Consider the following 18,273-nt stretch of genomic DNA (forward strand, 5'->3'; position numbering starts at 1 on the left):
CGGCCGCCCGCCGCGGGGAGTGGAGGCCAGCCGGGAAGCGGCTGCCGCGCCGTCTGGAGCGGGCGGCGCGGCGGCACGGAGTCAGAGATCCTCCCGAACTGTCCTCTGACATCGAATCCTGGACCGATTGCCAACAAAGCTGGACCGCAGCACGGTTGGCTGCGCGGGTTTCCTAACCTGGCTGGATGATCGCCGATGACACTTCTGACGGACTGACCGTTCGCGTGGGAGTCCCGGGGGAGCAAGCGGTCCACCTGCTCTTTTCCGAACCCACGCGGCCCTACGGAGATGAGCCGACCCTCGACTTCATCGTCCGGGCCCGTAGCCGATGGGTAAGCATCGAGACTTCGGTACGGACCTGGGACGGCGACGGCCTCGACTCTTTCCTCTCCTCTCTGGCCGAGGACTTCCGCGGCTGGGAGGGAGCACGAACCTGGCACTCCCTCGAATACGACCTGGCCCTTTCGGCAGAGCACCGATCTGGCGGCCACGTTCACTTGACCTGGGGTATCCACGACCGGCCGCCCGCCGAGGAATGGCACTTCGAAACCACCACGGTGCACGCAGCCGGCGAAGACATGCAGCGTCTTGCCGAAGAGATCCATGCGCTGCTCACCAGCGGGGCCCAATAGCCGGAACGCCGGGCTGCCACGCGAGCTGGTCCAGCAGCCGGTCCAACTTCATTGGCAGTCGGTCCAAGTCCGGTGTCAGAGGACACGAACGGGCCAGCAGCAGCCTGTGACGGCCTCCAGCCATCGGACGGGTGAGGGGTGGGGGAGGCCAGCCATGAAGTGGGCGATGTCGAGGCAGTACGCGTAGTCACCGTTGCGGGTGAGGTGGGACAGGGGGAGCTCGGCCTCGATGTATCGCCCGCCGGGCGTTCCCATCTGCGTAACTCTGAACGACACCGTCCCCACCGCACTCGCACTCACCGCCCGCTGAAGAGACAGCAACTTTGAGCGCCACCGGAGAACCCGTGGAACTGGTCGCCGGCGTGATCCGCGAGACCGTGACCTGCGACGGCGCCGAGTGCACGCCCGACGACCACCACCGGTTCGTCACGGAGAACATGCGAATCGCGGTTGAGCGCACCAAGACCACCTGACGACTACGGCCCGGCAGCACCCTGCCGGGCCGTCCCTGAATACCGGTCCTGCCGGTAGGGAGGCATGTTGCGTTCTTCTGGGATGAGGAGCTTGTACCTGGCTCCTTGGGCCAGATGCCGGCTGGCAGAGATCCGTGGCCATCAGGCCGACACAGGAGGCGTCCCCATGCCCGTCAACCGCACACAGCAGATCGTCCTGGCGCTCGTAGGAACCGGGCTCGTCGGACACATCGCGTACGCGTATCCGAGCGCCATTCCCGTCCTGACCCTGTGCGTGGCAGTCTTCATCGCCTTGAGCGCACTGCTGAGTCAGTGACACGTCGGGGCCATCGGTCACCTTCAACGCAACGGCGTCAACGGAGACTATTCGGGGCGGGAGCCCCGGACGAGTGTTCGGGGCTCGGTCGCTGTGACCGAGCCCCGAACGGAATCTCCTGATAGTGCCCGCACGCACTCAGCGCACCGCGGATCCCCGCAGGTGATTCACGCCCGGGAGGTCCGGCTGTGAAGAGGGTGATGTGTCCGGCCTGCGGTTCGACGGCCGGGGCGCCGGCACGGAAGCCGCGGGGCGGCAGCGCTGGGCGTCCGAACATTCGGTGCGCGAGGGTGCGAATCAGTCACCCATTCGGGTTGAGAGGGTGCACGGTATAGCGGATTCGTTGACAAACTTGTGGATCTTCGAGTGGCCCGACGAGGGCGCGAGCGCCGCGCGTCGGGGTGATTACGGTTCGCGCGCGCGTGCGCCGGAGATGGCGAATTCGAGGGCTTCGCGGCTGTTGCCCGCTTCCCGGGACCGATTTTGATCGACCGGCGAATCTTTGTGCACGGGTGAGTCATTGATTGGTCATCAGGTGGGCGACGGGTGCCCATGCCCACGGCGCTACATTCCGAAACCGTGCAGGTGCGGAAGGTAGTACTGTCCGATTCCCGGTCTTCGCCGGGCAGGCAAAGACCCCGGCTGCTGGTTGGTCGCCCCGCCGGGGTCTCTTGTCGCTTTTCAACGCCGGCTCGAAACTCCGAAGGAAAGGAACACCTTCATGTCTCTGCACCATTGTCGGCTCCGTCCCCCTGCACGTGCGAATTCGATTGCACGGAAACGGAGTTGCGAACGTATCATCCCTTCCCCGCGCGTGGTTCAAACGCCCCAGCGGGATGTCATGGCTGTCACGGTGCGGGGAAGTCTGCTCATCGTCGCGCTTTCCCTGCCTCTCCTCGCTCTTCCGGGCTCTTCCGCGTCCCGGGCGCTGCCGCTCCTGACGCTTCTCCTGATGGCCTCTCACGGATCGTCGCTGGTCTACCGGCGAATCCGCCTTCGCTGACCCGGCGTGCCGTGCGGCGCGGGCACCCGCCCCGCCGCACGGCACCACGGCCTCAGCCCAGGATCCGCATCCCCGCCAGCCGGCCGGGTGGGCACAGATACCCGCCCCCGGCGCCCCGAAAGAGGTCACCCGTGCCCATCCGTTCACACTCCAGCCCCGACCGCCCGGCCCGGTCCGGCCCCGCTGTCGACGCCGACCGGGCCGCCCGCTGCACCGAATCCCTCCGCGACATCGCCGAGGACATCACCGTGCTCGGCGAAGCGTTCGTCTACAACACCTGCGACAGGGCAGCACCCACCACCGAACTCCTCGAGACCGTCACCGCGCTCCAGGACCTCGTCCAGGAAGCGATCGCAGCGATCGTCGTACGACAGAGGTCCCAGGGCGAGCCGCTCAGCGACCTCGCCCCGATGCTCAAACGGACCGAGGACCGCCTGCGCAAGAAGTACGACCCGCAGGCCGTGGACCAGAACCTGGCAACCCGCACCAGGCCGATGCGCTCGCCCTCCAGCACCCTGCCCCCCGGCGACGTGCCCACCGCGAAGAACCTGCTGCGCCAGCCCCGCCAGCGCCTGGCCAGCGCGCTCACCCTCGTGCGGGCCCAGTCCGGCATTTCCCAGCGAGCGCTCGCCGACCGCATGAACGTCGACCCGTCCTACGTCTCACGCCTGCTCTCCGGCGAACGCGACGTCTCCTGGCCCCACGCAAAGATCATCATCGACACCTGCGACGGCAACAGCGACCTGATCAAACCCCTCTGGGAAGCAGCCATCGGGGTACAACCGGCCAGCGCCGAACCCACCCGCTACCTCCGCACCTACCTGCAAGGCCTCCGGTACGCCGCCGGCTCCCCCGACGACAAGCAGATCCTCAAGTCCACCCACCACACGATCACCACAGCCGAACTGCACCAGGCCTTCGACGGACCCGGCGTTCCCGTCTGGCCGGTGATCAGCCAGCTCACCATGGCTCTTCAGAGCCTGCCGGACATCGCACGCCCGCTCTGGCGCCGGGCCCGCTCCAGCACCGAGACCTGCACGCTCCCCGCCGAAGCCTTCGGCTGACCCACGACCGGCAGGAGAAAGACCATGAAACCCGCCCCGCCCGCCGTACTCACGAACTCCTTCTACGCCTTCTACGACCTGCACCGCCCCGCCTACCACGCCTACGCCGCAGCCCATCTCTCCCCGGAGGAAGCCCGGATAGCCGTCTCCCACCTCTTCGACCTCATCGCCGGCAACTGGACCAGCATCGTCAGCGAGCGGGACCCCTCCGCCTGGGCCTGGGAACAGCACACCCGCACCATCGCCCGCCGCAGCGGCCGCACACCCACCGCCGCAGAGAACACCTCCCTGCTTTATGACCAGCTCCTGCTGAGCATCGACCAGATCGCCACCGTCACCGGCACCGAGACCGCCACCGTCACCGCGCTCCTCGCCGCCGCGAACCGCGCAGACCGCACCAGCATGGCCCGCTCCGGGTCCAGAACGACCACGGCCAGACCTACGGCACCACCCGAAGCACGATGGCGCCGCACACTCGGTCTCCGCACGGCCGCAGTCTGACCCGTGTCCAGCCGGCCGGGTGGCGACGCCGTCGGACGATGTTCCGCCGCGCTGCGGCTCCGCTGCCTACGGTCCGCGCCACGGACGAAACCTCGGAAAGCGAGGGCACGGCGCTCAAGCCGCAACCGGCTACTTGGCCAGTGGGCAGGCGGGCGCGCCGCTCCGGCCGGTTTGCCGTCGTGCCCACTTGGCGGTGACCGCGAGCTGCGCATGGCCCTCACCGTCTGGACCCTGTTGGTGAGGGCCTTCTGTTCTTCCGCCGGGAAGCCTGGGGCCAGACCGCGAGCCGGCGGTTGTCCAGGTCGGTACCGACAGCCGCCGGCTGTTGTGCGAGGTGTCAGTCGCCGGCTGGGGGGAGGCCGTCGTCCAGGACGATGCGGATGGTCTGGCCTTCGCCGTCGATTCCGGTGAGTTCGGCTGCGATGCCGTTGTAGGCGGTCACGGCGAGCGCCCAGTCCGCTTCCAGCGGGGTGGCGGCGGAGCGGGTTTTCCACAGCTTGATGAGCAGGCCGATGAGGGAACGGCCGGACAGGACGGTCTGGACGCGCCCTTCCTTCACGTCCTCGACCGAGGGCGGGGTGCGGAAGTGGTCGTGGTCGACGGCCAGGGCGGTGAGCCACTCCCAGGTGTCGCGGTGCGCGATCAGATCGACGGAGGCCACCCCGGCGGCCTTGAGGAGCAGGACACCGTGAGCGACCCGGGGGTCCTGCCCCTGGCCGGTGGTCGGAGGGGCGGTGGAAGAGGGCGCGGGGGGAGTGCCGTTGCCCTGGTAGGCGGCCTCGATCGCGCGCTTGAGGGCGTCGTCCTGGCCCTCGGGCTCAGGCTGCGCCTGACGGTCGCTGTCCTCCATGGTTCCCCCCTGGGAGTCGGTGCCGGATGAGGTGGGCGGCTGTGCCGCCGCGGAGGCGGTCGGGCCGTTCCCGGGATCTGCTTCGGGTGCCGCAGACGCTGACTCGACACGCGGGCGGGTGCCGTCGCCGGGTTCTTCGGCCGGCCTCTGGAGCGTCGCAAGGGGCCGGAGGATCTCGGCGAGGTCCAGCAGGTGCCGGAGCTCGCCGCGGGTTTCGTTGAGGTCGCTGATCATCCGGTCCTGACGGCGGCGTACCTCGCGGTTCTCCTCCCGCAGCCCGGTGACACCTGTCTGGACGGCCTCCAGGATTTTCAGGCGGCTCTGGGTGAGACCGCCGTGCAGGGCGGTCAGCCCGACCGTCTCATCCTCGAGACGGCCAACAGGAGCCAGCAGGCCCCGTATCGCCTTCAGTTCCTCCATCGCGGCACTGAACGCGTCTTTCCACTTCACGTAACCCCCTGCTTACTCATAGCTGCAACCGGCCGTATCTCCCCATAAGCACTCCATGTGACGCGCCGCTTTCCAGCCCTTCACTGGCCGGGACCACTCCCCACCCCTCCGAACAAACAACGTACGCAATTCGTACGCCAAACGTACGCGCTTCGTACGTTCTGTGGGATAGGGTGGTGGCCAGGAGGTGTTCCATGTCCAAGCTTTTCGACGCGGTCGACGCCCTGGTCGCATCCCGCGCCCCGCTCCCGCCACCGGCGGAACGCAAGCGGCTGCGCGCCGCGCACGGCCTGACGATCGACGAGGTGGCCACCGCACTGGAGGTACGCCGGGCCACGGTCTCCGGCTGGGAGTCGGGCAAGACCGAGCCCCGCCCGCCGGAACGTGACGCATACGCACGGCTGCTGTCGCAGCTCGCGGAGCTCTACCCCACCCCGGCCGACGCGACCGCACCCGCCCCCGACGCCGCGGTGCCCGCCACGTTCACCGGTGCGCCCGCTCCAGCGGCAGCGCGACCGCTGTCCACAGACCCGGCGCCCGAGGCTCCGGTCATGACAGAAACCGAGAACACCCAGACCACCCCTGCGTCCGCTTCCGCCGCTGCTACTCCGGAAGCCGCGCCGCGTCCGGCGCACACCGCCAGGCCGACACCGACGTCGCGGCGGCCGGGCGCGAAGAAGGCCGCACCGGCCCCGGCCGCGACCGCGGCGGGCGAGGTGGACCCGCGGTTCGAGAACGGGCCGCTGGCGGTCGTCGACGTCGAGGACGGAAAGGTTCTGGCCTACTGCGTCGGCGGCCTGGTCCTGGACGTGCCCGCCAAGAGCCTGCCGTCCCTGGTGGACTGGACCCTCAAGGAGGCGAAGCTCGGCCAGCCGAAGCTGTCGTCCGGCCCGGGAAGGCCGGCCGACCCGCTGCTCGTGCTCACCCAGGCCGCCCTGCAGCGCTACGGCCTGCCCGTGACCCTCACCGAGGAGGAGAAGCACGCCGGGCGGATCCCGGAGGGCCACAAGGTCATCAAGCAGCTGACCCGCGCCGACTGGAAGCTCACCAAGCGCGGGTTCGGGCCGTGGGCGCGGATCTACCGCCCCACCAAGGGCTCGGACCGCCAGTGCGTGCAGCTGTGCATCCCGTCGTGGAACGCGCTGGACACCCGGTTCTGAGGCCCTGCTGCGCAGCTTCCGCCGGCGGAGCTCGCCCGCGTCCTGGGCGTCTACGCGACCCGGGTGATGACGCCGCGCGGCTCCACCGCCGTCACCAGCCTGGAACTGATGACCGCGCTGCACCCGCCCACCCACGCCGTACGGGATGAGGAGACCGGCGTCCTGCGGCAGGCCGAGACCAAGACACCCGGCTCCCTGGGCACGGACCCGGTGGACTGCGCGCCGTGCGAGGCCCCGGATGGGCACCCGCTGCTCAAGGACCTGCCGCGCTTCACCGTCCGTGGCCCGGCGGAGAAGCTGTTCGAGGAGGCGTACGACTGGGCGCGGCCGATGACCGACGAGGAGTGCACCCTGCGTCACCTGGTCGGCCTGGACGTGAACATGGCCTTCGCCGCCGGTGCGAACGGGCTGAACGTCGGCCTCGGTGAGCCGACCCGGGTCACGAACCCGGTGTTCGACCCGAAGCTGCCCGGATCCTGGCTGGTCGACCTCTCCCACGTCGACCTGTCGAAGGTGAAGGCCGGCAAGGAGTGGGTGGAACTGGACGGCAGCCTGCTGCCCTCCCCGTTCACACCGAAGGGCGACCGCCCCACCGGCCCCGCCTGGTACGCGACACCGACCGTGGCGTACGCCCTGGAGCTCGGCTACGACGTGACGCCGACCGAGGCGTACGTCCGGTACGACAACGGCCGCTACCTGGACGGCTGGTACCAGCGGCTGCGCGACGCCTACCTCGCCACGATGGCCGACCTCGGCGTCGCTGCCGATCTTTCCCCCGAGGACTTCCTAGCGGCGATGGACGGCTACAAGGCCCGTGACCCTGAGCTGGGCATCGTCATCACGGCGATCAAGGCGACGGTCAAGGGCGGCCTGGGCAAGCTCCGCGAGCGCCCCCGGGGCGAGGGCTGGCGGCCGGGCGAGCCGTGGCGCGCCCTGTCCCGCCCGACGTGGCGGCCCGACATCCGCGCGGCGGTCATCTCCCGCACCCGGACCAACCTGCACCGCAAGATCGTCAAGCACGCGGCGTTCACCGGCCAATACCCGATCGCGGTCCTGTCCGACTGCGTCGTCTACGCCGCCGACGGGCCCTCACCGCTGGACTTCCTCCCCTACCGGGACGGCAAGCCGCTCCCCGGAGGGTTCAAGCTCGGCATCAACCCCGGCCTGGTCAAGCACGAAGGCACCCAGAGCGTGCTGTGGGGCGAAGGAGTCCGCGAGCAGTTCGACGCCCCGCAGCTGAACTTCGCCCGGTTCATCAAGGACGGCACCGTCACCGATGCCGACAACGGAGAGTAGGAGAAGGCCACGATGAGCCTGATCGGGGACGGCCTGGACGCCGCAGTGCAGAAGGCGTTCACCCGCCCGGCGCCGAAGAGCGCGGGTGCGCAGATGCGGTACCTGGTGAAGCAGCTCGGCGGCACCAAGGCGGTCGCGCAGATGCTGCGGGTCTCCCAGCGCACCGTGGAACGGTACGTGAAGGACCAGATCAAAAAGCCCCGCCCCGACCTCGCCGCCCGCATAGAGCGTGAGGTGAAGGCCCGGTGGCAGCCGCAGATCCGAGCCAAGGCCAGGGCGAAGGCGGCGTCCACGGGCGGCATCATCATCGACACCCGCGCCCGCCTCGGCTACACCGCCCCGATCGGGTCGACGGACCAGGACCGCATCCGGCACCTGACCGTCGCCCTGCCTCCGGTCCACGCCGCCCGCCTCTTCGACGCCCAGGAGCAGGGCGCCAGCGACGCCCGTCTCCAGGAGATCGCCGCCGAAGCGCTCAAGGAGGTCTACTTCCAGGACGGCGGCCGCCGCGCCGGCTCCCTAGAGGAGGTCCGCTTCACCGACATCGAACACCTCGAGTTCGACCTGTAGCAGCCATGCCATCCGGACAGCCCTCGGACCGCTACTGGTCCGGGGACTCGGTCGCGTATCGGCTTGCCCCGTTGGCCAGTTGATGCCTGCCGGGGTGGGCGATGATGGGCCGGTGAGTTTGGATCTGAGCAACTACGAGCTCCGCTGGCCGGCGTCACTGTTCGCGTCCGAGGGCGAGCGGGTCCTGCGGGTCCCGAACAGATGGTGGGAGGACCAGGCGGTCTGGCTCCTCACGGAGGCCTTCGCCGGTACTACGGTGGTGGCCGACTTCGAGGAGCTGCCCGACCGCCCCGCACCCTCGGACGACCCGTGGGCCAGCACCACCCCTGGCTGGGGAAAGCGGCAGGGGAGGGACAAGCGGGACTGGCTTTCCGAGCTGGTCAAGCGCGCCTCCGAGCTGCGCCGTGCTGTCGAGCCGCGGCCGTACTGGCCGCAGCGGCAAGGGCGCGGCCTCTCGCGCGACGGCAGCACCCCACGGGACTCCCGGCGCGGCTTCGAACGGATCATCAGTGACTTTGCCGACAGCGGCTACCTGGTGGAGGTCTTCGGCGAGGAGTGCGTCGACGACTCCACCGAGCTGCCGGACGCGGACGCCTCGCGGGTCATCGAACGCCGCTTGGGCATTCCCGGCCTGTGGCCCCTGGCCCCTGTGACGTGGGACGAGGACACCTTCTTCGGGCTGATCGAGGTCTTCCACGACCTGGTCAGCCGCCCCCGGACCCGCCGCTACCACTCCTACAGCGGGTGCGGCTGGCACCACTCGGAGTTCCACAACGGGCCCGCCCGGATCCTTTACCGCAGCAAGGTCAACGAGCTGCTCCGCGAGGCCGGCATCGAGTACGAGCTGGCCGCCGAAGGCGAGGACCTCGGGCGCCTGGTCGCCATCACCGACGACGCCCGCAGCGCTCTGGTCCACCAAGCACTGACCGGCAGTGCCCCGAACATCACGGCCCGGGTCCGTCACGCCGTCGCCCTATTCCGCGCCCGGGACGCGGCCGCGGAGAGCAAACGATCGGCGATCGTGACCCTCGCGGGCATCCTTGAGGAACGCCGCGCACTCCTCAAAGAGCAGCTCGGCAGAGACGAAGGGGCCCTCTTCGAGATCGCCAACCGCTACGACCTGCGCCACCGGAAAGCAGACCAGCGTGGCGACTACGACGAAGCGTTCCTGGACTGGATTTTCTGGTGGTACCTCGGAACGGTCGAGCTCACCAACCGGATCATCGCATCACGGATCGGCGGCTGACACCGCGTCCCGTCCGGAGAGCAGGGGGGCCATGAACTATCCGAGGTTGAGGGCCATACCGGAGGGTCTGGTGATCACGGCATGCCTGCTGGTGCTGTCTGCGTGCAGCAGCAACGATGACCTGCCTGTCAGACGCAGCGACGGCGTGATCAAGGACTTCGGCCGTGTCACAACACCCGAATTGAAGAAGTGGGTCCAGAGGTCTGACCTGCCGCAGAAGGCCAAGAGCCTGATCGACCTTTACGTCAGCGAGATCCGCGTCGCCGAGGGGTTCGCCGGATGCATGACAGAGGGACGGACCGAACCCCTCATGAACGTTGAGCTGGCCTATCCCGACCTCGGGCAATACGACGAACAGGGCCTGGATGAGCAGCGCGACTGGAGCCGCCGAATCATTTCTGGATTGGAAGAGTTCGCCCACACCTTCGAGCCGGGCTATTCCACGGAGGGCGGCTGGATCGGAGGGCCAACGTGGGTAACCGACCCCAGGGGCGGTCTGGACTGCAGCGGCAGCATCGAGATGGGCCAGCTCCTGACCCCAGCGGCGAACATGGGTACGGATTACCACCAGAGGGACAACAACCCAATCCCCTGACAGTTGTGCCGGCCCGACCGTACTACCAATGTTGATGAAGCCGCACGACGCCTGCCTCAGCCCGCCTACGATGCCGTGGTGCGGAAGACGAAGGCGTTCAAGGAAGCTGTTGCCGAGACGCTCGCGGAGCTGGCCCGGCGCGGGGTGACCTTCGCCCCCGCGACCGTGGCGGACACAATCGAGCAGCAGATCACCACCGTGTCCGAGCGGCTCGGGATCCAGGTGCGCTCCGCCTGGAAGTACTTCGACGCACCCGCCACGGCCGACCGCCTCGCCAAGAGCCAGGCCTCTTACGAGGAGAGCAGCAGCGAGAAGGGCGCTGGACAGGCCCCGATGCCGCCGATCGACAACCCTGAGCTCGCCCTGGTCCTCGCCGGGGTACCGGACTCCCTGGCCCAGACCGGCGGCGACCTGTACGCGGTCATCATCAACGTCGCAGTCAACGCCTGAATGGCCGGCCACATCCACGGCGAGGACGGCTGCGCCGGCTGCGAAGGCAGCCGCGGCGATGTCGGGCACGACTGGGAGGAGCGGATGCAGATGATCAGCGAGCTGCAGCCGAACATCACCAAGTGGTTCGACCGCGACGTATGGACCGCCGCAGTCAACGACGCTGGCTATACCGTCACCCGCCTTTGATCGGACGACCGCCCTTCGCTCATACCTGTCCACGAACGTTGGTGCCCGTCAGTCCACTCATACCGGTGCGATCGGCGAGTCCTTTGCTTTCCGCTCCCCACGTTCCCCAGTTGGTTCACGAAGTGAACCAACTGGACGAATAGGAACACCGGGGAAGAATCGAGATCGGCATCAGCGCCACCAGATGGGACAGTCCTTAACTAAAATCTCCATTTATAATATCCCATTTGAGTTCGTACCACAGATTCCCTTCGGTTGCGTACGCCTCCGGATCGATGTGGCGTACAAAATCCTCCACGTCTTGCGCAGCGGCATCCCAACTATCGCCGCCTTCGTCGGCATCAAATGGGTATCGCTCGATGAGGCCGCGGACGCACAGGGAGAATCGCTCAAGATTGGTATTAACCAGCACCACATGGTCCAGGCTTTTACCGGATTGCACCACGTGCCCGGTGCGCGGATCCCATAGGATACTTCCGAACAATCCAGTGCTGCCGAATTTAACAAATTCCCCAAGCGTCTCAATCGTAACAAACTCCAAGAAGTCTAGAGCTTGATACACCGACCCGATCGCCTCATCTGGAACATCGAAATATTCTGGCACACGGGGATCCTCTACGGGTTCACGAAAGTGCAGCTGAATCATCGAAAACTGGGGGGATTCCTCGTCGATACTTTCGTTACTCATTATCATTCTTTCTGTAGTGGTGTAAGCGTGTGGCGCCCGAAGAGGGGCGGGCGCCACACTATTTCACCTCAGGGTGAGTTGAAGAGCGATCTTACCGCATCCTTCAAATCGGCATTAGCCTTATCGCGTATCGCATCCTGCTTGACTCGGTCCGGGTGGTTCCACTTGAAACTCCACGAGACAAACGGAATATCCTTGACCAGGCTCTCACACTTGTTTGAGCAAGGCTCCCGCTCGGAATATAGCTCGACTATTTTCCTCTTCCCGGCTTGCTGAAACAGATGCTCTTCCGCGTGAGCGTGTTTGTTCGACTTTCCGACGATTATGTTGCCGTCGTCCAGTCGGGCGGACGCGTAGTTGGTCGTCGTCCTGTTCTTGTCGATGAGTCGTTGCAAGCGGACCGACTGACCCAGGTCTGTCGTTCCGTAGCCGACCTTCCCCTTTCCTCCTCTTCCCGGCTTGTGCAAAAACATCGCGGCGAGCGCGCCGGGGACTAGGTATGAGTCGCCATCAATATTGATGCCTTGTTGCGCCGCCCAAGCGTCGTACTGAGCCCCGATATCACATCCGCCTGCGACCTGATTGTCGCCCCAGCAGCTGGTATTGACCGATGTATAGACCAGCTCAAGGCTATAGGCGATGTTCCTCAGCAAGCCCGCAAGTACTTCTACGGCGATGCTGACTCCGCTTAGAGCGTGACCTTGGGATCCCCCTGCGTCACCCTGGCCAGCATTTGCTGGGCTTGTCGATCCGGTCCCTGAATCCGTGTTGCCAGCGGTTCCGCCACCGCCGTCGCCACCACCGCCGTCGCCACCGCCGTCGCCACCGCCGTCGTCGCCGCCGCCGTCGTCGCCGCCACCACCGCTTGGACCGCTCGTGATCGGAGGGAAGGCGGGATCGGAGTTGTTCCCGCCGCCGCTGCCCGGTTGGCAGTGTCCGTTGCCTGGGTCGAGGCAGGTGCCTGTGGGATCGGAGTAGGTGACGGGGCTGTTTGCCGCGTAGCTGTAGCCGTTGAGCGTCTGGTGTTTCGTCGTTTCAAGGAGAGCGTCGACGCTGATGAATTGCCCGATGGTGGGGTCGTATTCGCGGGCGCCGATGTGGGTGAGGCCGGTGGTCTTGTCGTCGGTCTTGCCGAGGAAGGACTTGTCGTCTGGCCAGGTGCCGGTGGTATTGCCTCGGGTGGAGCCGAAGGGAGTGGTGTAGCGCTTGGTGACGGTTTGTGTGGTGTCTGAGGTGATGGCGATTGAGCTCGTGCTGTGGTGGTCGGCGGCGAGGAAGCTGATCTTCTCGGTGCCGGTCTGGTTGGAGCGGATGGCGATGGTGGATCCGGCCGCGCTGTAGTAGCGGTTGGCCCACTTCTTGCCGGACTTGAGGTGTACCTCGGTGTCGCCGAGGTAGAGGACGGTTTCTCCGGAGGTTGCGTTGTCGCGGCGGATGAGGAGCTCGCCGTCGGCGTCGTAGACGTAGTCGGTGGCGGTGGTGCCTTCGGTGAGCTTGACCGGCTTGCCCTCGGCGTTCCACTGCAGGGACTGAGTGGTGGTTGAGCCGGCCTTCTCGAGGCGGGTGGTGGTGTTGCCGGTCTTGTCGTAGGTGTACTGGGCGGCGGCTCCGGTGCAAGTGGAGGTGGTGGTGGTGGCGGTCAGGCCATGGGGGTGGTCCGGGTCGTTGTAGCAGTAGGTGCGGGTGACCGGCGTGCCGGTGTTCTGTTTCTCGGTCTGGCGCTGCCCTGCGGTGTTGTAGGTGTAGGAGGTCCAGTAGGGGGCGGGGCCGCCGATGTTGGCGGCGGTTCGGCCTGTCACGGCGCAGTCGGCGGTCTTGGGTGTCCAGGCTTCGGTCAGGCGGTTGTTGCCGTCGTAGGTGAAGCACTGATTGTCCGTGCCGGTGCCGATGTTGGCCTGGTCGGCGATGGCGGTGACGTTGCCCGCCTGGTCATAGGTGTAGTTGAGGTCCTGGACAGGGCCTCGGGTCTGGTCGTCGGTTGCCGCAGTGAGCAGGCGTCCGGTGCCAGCCTCGTAGGTGTTGGTCTGGAAGACCCGCTTGGTTCCGGCGGCCGTGGAGGTGCCGAGCTGGAGCTGGGCGACTTGGCCGAGAGAGGTGTAGCTGGCTCCCAGGAGATACCCGGAGGCGCCGGACAGACCGGTGATCAGGCCGCTGTCGGCGTTGTAGTCGGCAGTGACGGTCTCGGCCGCCAGCCCGCCGCCAGCAGCCGATTTGAGGCTCTTTACCGTGCCGTCAAGACGGTAGGCGACCTCGGTGGTGCTGGTTGCCGTGACCGCGCCGGAGGTGACCAGAGCGTCGGTGGGCGGCAGGGCCACCGTGCCAGTGGTGGCGCGGTTCAGGGCGTCGTAGGCGGTGACCTGCTTGGTGTAGGCCTTGCTGCCGCTCTGGCCCTTGCCTCCCTCATAGCGGGTTGAAGCGACCGGGAGCCCCTTGGCTCCCGTGATTCCGTCGAAGGTCCACTCGGCCTGAAGGTTGCCGTCGGTGCGGCTGGTCTGCCACTGCTTGGTCTTGCGGCCGAGTTCGTCGTACTCGTAGAAAAGGACCTTGTTCTCGGAGTCTGTAATGGAGTCCATCTGGTCGAGCTCGGTGTAGCCGGTGGTCGACTTTCCCTTGTCGGGGTCAGTGGCTGTGCGCTGACGGCCGAAGAGATCGTAGGTGTAGGACCACTGGGTATCGTCGATATTAGTGATCGTCTCGGGCTTGCCATCCCGGGTGTGGGTGTGTGCGGCACGGGTGTACGGGGTGCCGAGTGTGGCGCCGTACTGGGTGTCGTCCGGTTGGGTGCCGGCGTAGGTGCGGGTCTCTTTCACCCGGCCCAGGACGTCGGTGATCGTGCGGCTGGCGTTCCCTCCGGCCGGTGCCGTTGTGGCGGTGGAGTCGCCGGTGTACGTGGTGGTTGTGTCCCACTTTTTGACGCCGTTGACCATGAACGTGGACTTGGTGGCGCGACCGGCACCGTCGTGGTCGGTCAGGGTCTGGGATCCGCTGCCGTAGGGCACCTTGGCGTAGGTGCTCGAGGGGGCGTTGTCCTTGTCGTAGACATCGGCGTACGTCTCGTCGGCGAGGCCTCGGGAGTCGTAGCGGGTGTCGGTGAGGATGCGGCCGCCGTTCGGCGCGGGGCCTTGGGTCTGGACCGGGCGCAGCATCGAGTCGAGGAGCGCGTAGACGGTCTTGTAACTGGTGCCGTCGGCTTTGAGGGTGGCCACCGATGTCCAGGGGGCCTTGTCGCGCTCCAGGCCGTAGGCGTACTTGGCGCTGGGGCTGTCGCCGCCGGATTTGGAGCGGTTGGGCATCCAGGTGGCGGTGATTCGGCCGAGCGCGTCGTAGGTGTTCTCGGTGCGCGGCTACCGCTAATTTCCGTTCGGATACTCCCCGAGGGCCAGAGTGAGATGTGACGTGTGAAAACCCAAAAGAGGGCCTGCTGCTGCGGAGGTGCCGCTGCTCCCTGGTCGGGCTGGCCCGGGGCAGCAGGGTCGCCGTCGGTTTCGGGTGGATGGTGGCCGCTGTGACGGTGGTGCTGGGCCTCCTACGGATCCGACCTGACCGAGGCCATCCGCAGTCTCTGAACGACGCCCGCATCCTCAGAGACCCTCACAACAAGCCCTACGAGCTCCTGTACGAGGAGCGGAACGTGAGGGCGGCCCCGCCACTGCGGCTCATTGACAAGTGGTCACACAGCCCGTCTCCCATGTGACCGATACGGGAGCACCCGATCAACCCGTCCACCACGGGCCTGCTAGGCCTGGAGCAAGCAGTTCGCGGAGCTTGGGGTTTGGCCGCTTGGACTGGGGCTGCTTCGGTCCCTGGCTTGAGTCCCTGAGTAAAAGCGCAGGTCAACATGGTTCCTGCGCCAGAGTCAGGGGCTGAAGGGACTCACTTCCGGGGTTATAACTCCACTAGCGCGTGGGCGCGTATGCGCGAGCGTATGTATGTATGCCTTGTATCAGGGCTGGCTCATAATTAGAGATCTCAGTCCCTTCAGTCCCTTCTTGTAGGGCTGAAGGGCGCTGACCTGCAGTTTTACTCAGGGACTCAAGCCAGGGACCGAAGCAGCCCCGCCCCTGTCCGGGCCACTCAGCCCCTTCCCGGGGGCCGGTCGCGGGCGCCGTTCTTCCGCCGACGACTCGATCTCCCGACGTCGGCGACGCGCCCTCCACCCTGCAGGGCCTGAAGGGACTCAAGGGACCGGGAATCTGATAGAACGGCACGCGGGGCGAATCCGCCTGTCTCTGTGGATCCACGTCATAGACTCTCTTCCGAAAGTGAGTCCCTTCAGTCCCTTCGGGCGCTGAGAAACCCTGCGAGCACCGGCTTCCAGGCAGGGACTCAAGCCCAATGGCCGGACCGACGAGGACAACTTCGTGCAGCGCCCCCGTGAGACAGGCTCAGTTGCTTCCCCTGCCGGGTTGGTGGCTCCGCTTGCTCTTGCACGTTGGTGTGCCGGAAACGGCTGGCCCGTTCACCCCTTGGCTGCGGGCCGGAAGACGCCGGCAGCCAACTGTTCCTCCTGCAGGGAACACCCACACGACGCGGCAGTGTCGGCAACGGCCGAATTTGAGGCCAGTTTGGGCGGTTGAATTGTGGGCCGTTTTGCGGTCTTGGTTGGTTGTCAGTCGTTGTCGGTGGGGGTGGGGACGCGGCCGAGTTTTCGTCCTCGCATGCGGTAGGACTCGCCTTTGAGGGAGTGGACCTCTGCGTGGTGGACGAGCCGGTCGATCATGGCGGCGGCCACGGTCTCGTCGCCGAAGACTTCTCCCCAGCGTCCGAAGGGCTTGTTGCTCGTGACGATCACACTCGCTCTCTCGTAGCGGTTGGCGATCAGCTGGAAGAAGAGGTTGGCCGCTTCGGCTTCGAAGGGGATGTATCCCACCTCGTCGATCACGATCAGCGGGTAGCGGCCGAGTTTGACCAGTTCTTCCTGGAGTTGCCCGGAGCGGCGGGCTGCGGCGAGGCGGTCCACCCATTGGGAAGCGGTGGCGAAGGCCACGCGGTGTCCGCTCTGGCAGGCCCGGACGGCGAGGCCGGTGGCGATGTGGGTCTTGCCGGTTCCGGGCGGGCCGAGGAAGACCACATTCTCTTTGCCCGTTATGAAGTCCAGTGTGCCCAGATGCGCGAGCTGTTGTCGCGTCAGACCGCGCAGATGGGCGACATCGAGTTCCTCGATGGTCTTGATCGCGGGGAAGTGGGCAGCCCGGGTGCGGCCCTCGCCGCCGTGGCTGTCGCGGGCGGACACCTCGCGTTGCAGGCAGGCGACCAGGTATTCGGTGTGGGTCCAGGACTCGGCGCGGGCGCGTTCGGCCAGACGTTCGGCGGCGTCCAGCAGGGTGGGTGCCTTCATCGCGCGGGCGAGAAATGCCAGGTCCGAGGCAGTCTGATGGCCGGTGGGCGCTGTTTTGTCCGCGGTTTTCGCCGGGCCTGGCCGGGAGCCGGCCGCTGGGGTGCGGGGCATCAGGTGTCCGCCTCCTCTTTCCCGCCGCCGCCCTCAATGAGGGTGAACATCCGGTCGTAGGTGTCCAGTTCGCGCTGTTCGACTTCGACGCCGAGGTTGTTCGGTGCCAGGGCGGCAGTATGGGCGGTGGCCGCTCGGGCGGCCTGCTGATGCCAGACCTCTCCGCGCAGGAGGCGGGCCGCCTCGGCGTGCTCGGGGTCGGTGAGCGTCTGGTGGCGGGCCCAGCAGCGCGGGTGCCGCGCCACCGTCTCCGTCCCGGCACCGGCGCTGGGGGTATCGGTGAGGGTGACCGTGATGTCCTCGTTGTCCGCACGGACCAGGACGCGGTGACCGATCGCCCGGGGGTGGACGGAATAGTCGCAGGTATCGACCCGGATGTAGTGGTCACGGCCGATGCGGGTCTGAAAGCGCCACCAGTGGGGCGGGGCGACCGGCGGGACCGGGAGCATCTGGGCCCGGTCGGACTCCCAGCGGTCCGTCGGCCGAGCGGCGATTGCACGATGGGTCCTGCGGTTGGCGATCTGCAGCCAGCCGGTGAGCTGGGTGTTGAAATCGTCGGGGCCACTGAACGTCCGCCCGGGCAGGAAACTCGTCTCCAGGTAACCATTCGCGCGTTCCACCAGGCCCTTGGCCTCCGGGTCACGGGGCCGGCACAAGTGGACCTTCACCGCGAGCAGCCCCGCGAACGCCGCGAACTCGGAAGTCAGCTTTCCTCTGCCGATGCCTGCCTCATTGTCCCAGACAAGCGTCCTGGGGACTGCTTGCCAGCCGTCGGCCAGCAGCCGCCAGTGACCGTCGATCAGGTCGCCGGTCTGCCGGGAGGGCAGCATCCGGGCGGTGATCATCCGTGAGTAGCCCGAGACGATGACCAGGACCGGCGGGCGTCCACTCTGGCCGTAGCCGAGGGGGATATCCACCGGCGGAAACCACAAGTCGCACTGCGCGAGCTCACCGGGCTGATAGACCGTCCGCGATACCGGATCCACCGGCAGATACACCGGCCGCAGCTCACGCACCCGGTCCCGCAGGATCGTCAGCCCGCGTTCCCAGCCGATTCGCTCCGCGATCACAGTCACGGGCATGGTCGGGGTCTGCCGCAGCAGCTCCCGGACCGCAGGTTCCACCGCGTCCACCGCAGACCCCTTCGCCGCCCGCCGGTACTGCGGGGGCCGGTCCGAAGCAAGAGCCCGTAGCACCGTGTTCCGTGAAATCCCCAGCTGTCGGGCAACAGCCCGCGCGGACAGTCCTTGAGCCCGGTGCAACCGGCGGATCTCAGCCCAGTCCTCCACAAGGATCACCCTCTCTTCCTCCCGCTCCAGAGACCCTGAAGCCAGAATGATC

16 protein-coding genes and 1 pseudogene are annotated in these 18,273 nt (G+C 66.9%); 11 read left to right on the top strand and 6 right to left on the bottom strand.

The annotated features are described in order from the left end of the window. Nucleotides 1–185 precede the first annotated feature (185 nt). On the top strand, nt 186–632 hold the full coding sequence (locus OHA98_RS40015) for a DUF6228 family protein (RefSeq protein WP_266933143.1): 447 nt from the start codon (nt 186–188) through the stop codon (nt 630–632). A 75-nt stretch (nt 633–707) separates the two neighbouring features. On the opposite strand, the gene OHA98_RS40020 is transcribed toward OHA98_RS40015, so the two are convergent. Further along, nucleotides 708–887 carry a hypothetical protein gene (locus OHA98_RS40020; RefSeq protein ID WP_266933144.1) on the bottom strand — a complete coding sequence of 60 codons (180 nt, stop codon included), beginning with the start codon at nt 885–887 and terminating at the stop codon, nt 708–710. Nucleotides 888–976: 89 nt separating this feature from the next. Here OHA98_RS40020 and OHA98_RS40025 point away from each other — a divergent pair, with 89 nt between their 5' ends. The 4 genes from OHA98_RS40025 to OHA98_RS40040 all read left to right on the top strand — a co-directional run bounded on the left by OHA98_RS40025 (nt 977) and on the right by OHA98_RS40040 (nt 3,989). Continuing rightward, entirely contained in the window at nt 977–1,105 is a 129-nt protein-coding gene (locus OHA98_RS40025) for a hypothetical protein (protein ID WP_266933145.1), read from the top strand. Nucleotides 1,106–1,271: 166 nt separating this feature from the next. Further along, the gene (locus OHA98_RS40030) at nt 1,272–1,421 is read left to right on the top strand and encodes a hypothetical protein (RefSeq protein WP_266933147.1); all 150 of its coding nucleotides are present in this window, start codon (nt 1,272–1,274) and stop codon (nt 1,419–1,421) included. Between the two features lie 1,134 nt (nt 1,422–2,555). Continuing rightward, complete coding sequence (locus tag OHA98_RS40035) at nt 2,556–3,488, top strand: helix-turn-helix domain-containing protein (protein WP_266933148.1); 933 nt, start codon at nt 2,556–2,558, stop codon at nt 3,486–3,488. Nucleotides 3,489–3,512: 24 nt separating this feature from the next. Further along, a complete protein-coding gene (locus OHA98_RS40040) occupies nt 3,513–3,989 on the top strand; it encodes a hypothetical protein (RefSeq protein ID WP_266933150.1) in 477 nt (158 codons plus the stop codon). Nucleotides 3,990–4,326: 337 nt separating this feature from the next. Here OHA98_RS40040 and OHA98_RS40045 read toward each other — a convergent pair whose 3' ends face one another. After that, nucleotides 4,327–5,289 carry a hypothetical protein gene (locus OHA98_RS40045; RefSeq protein ID WP_266933152.1) on the bottom strand — a complete coding sequence of 321 codons (963 nt, stop codon included), beginning with the start codon at nt 5,287–5,289 and terminating at the stop codon, nt 4,327–4,329. A gap of 194 nt (nt 5,290–5,483) precedes the next feature. Between OHA98_RS40045 and OHA98_RS40050 the strand changes: the two are divergent. From OHA98_RS40050 to OHA98_RS40075, 6 genes and pseudogenes are all read left to right on the top strand, one after another. Beyond that, nucleotides 5,484–7,745: pseudogene (locus OHA98_RS40050) on the top strand (helix-turn-helix domain-containing protein). 12 nt (nt 7,746–7,757) lie between these two features. Then, on the top strand, nt 7,758–8,315 hold the full coding sequence (locus tag OHA98_RS40055) for an XRE family transcriptional regulator (protein ID WP_266933154.1): 558 nt from the start codon (nt 7,758–7,760) through the stop codon (nt 8,313–8,315). Between the two features lie 112 nt (nt 8,316–8,427). Next, on the top strand, nt 8,428–9,561 hold the full coding sequence (locus tag OHA98_RS40060) for a hypothetical protein (protein WP_266933155.1): 1,134 nt from the start codon (nt 8,428–8,430) through the stop codon (nt 9,559–9,561). 31 nt (nt 9,562–9,592) lie between these two features. Beyond that, nucleotides 9,593–10,156, top strand: coding sequence for a hypothetical protein (locus OHA98_RS40065; protein WP_266933157.1), 564 nt, complete (start codon nt 9,593–9,595; stop codon nt 10,154–10,156). 78 nt (nt 10,157–10,234) lie between these two features. Next, nucleotides 10,235–10,606 (top strand): hypothetical protein, encoded by a 372-nt coding sequence (locus OHA98_RS40070; RefSeq protein WP_266933158.1) that lies wholly within the window; start codon nt 10,235–10,237, stop codon nt 10,604–10,606. Continuing rightward, the gene (locus tag OHA98_RS40075; protein ID WP_266933160.1) at nt 10,607–10,795 is read left to right on the top strand and encodes a hypothetical protein; all 189 of its coding nucleotides are present in this window, start codon (nt 10,607–10,609) and stop codon (nt 10,793–10,795) included. Nucleotides 10,796–10,991: 196 nt separating this feature from the next. Here OHA98_RS40075 and OHA98_RS40080 read toward each other — a convergent pair whose 3' ends face one another. From OHA98_RS40080 to istA, 4 genes are all read right to left on the bottom strand, one after another. Beyond that, a complete protein-coding gene (locus OHA98_RS40080; protein WP_266933162.1) occupies nt 10,992–11,483 on the bottom strand; it encodes an SUKH-4 family immunity protein in 492 nt (163 codons plus the stop codon). Between the two features lie 68 nt (nt 11,484–11,551). Continuing rightward, nucleotides 11,552–14,776, bottom strand: a complete 3,225-nt coding sequence (locus tag OHA98_RS40085; protein WP_266933164.1) for an RHS repeat-associated core domain-containing protein — start codon at nt 14,774–14,776, stop codon at nt 11,552–11,554. A 1,316-nt stretch (nt 14,777–16,092) separates the two neighbouring features. Next, nucleotides 16,093–16,932 (bottom strand): IS21-like element helper ATPase IstB, encoded by an 840-nt coding sequence (gene istB / locus OHA98_RS40090; RefSeq protein WP_266922050.1) that lies wholly within the window; start codon nt 16,930–16,932, stop codon nt 16,093–16,095. Continuing rightward, nucleotides 16,932–18,230: an IS21 family transposase gene (istA, locus tag OHA98_RS40095; protein ID WP_266922051.1), complete on the bottom strand. Its 1,299-nt coding sequence runs from the start codon at nt 18,228–18,230 to the stop codon at nt 16,932–16,934. The genes istB and istA overlap by 1 nt, the downstream gene beginning before the upstream one ends. Between the last annotated feature and the right edge of the window lie 43 nt (nt 18,231–18,273).

The organism is Streptomyces sp. NBC_00654, assembly GCF_026341775.1.
GTDB lineage: Bacteria > Actinomycetota > Actinomycetes > Streptomycetales > Streptomycetaceae > Streptomyces.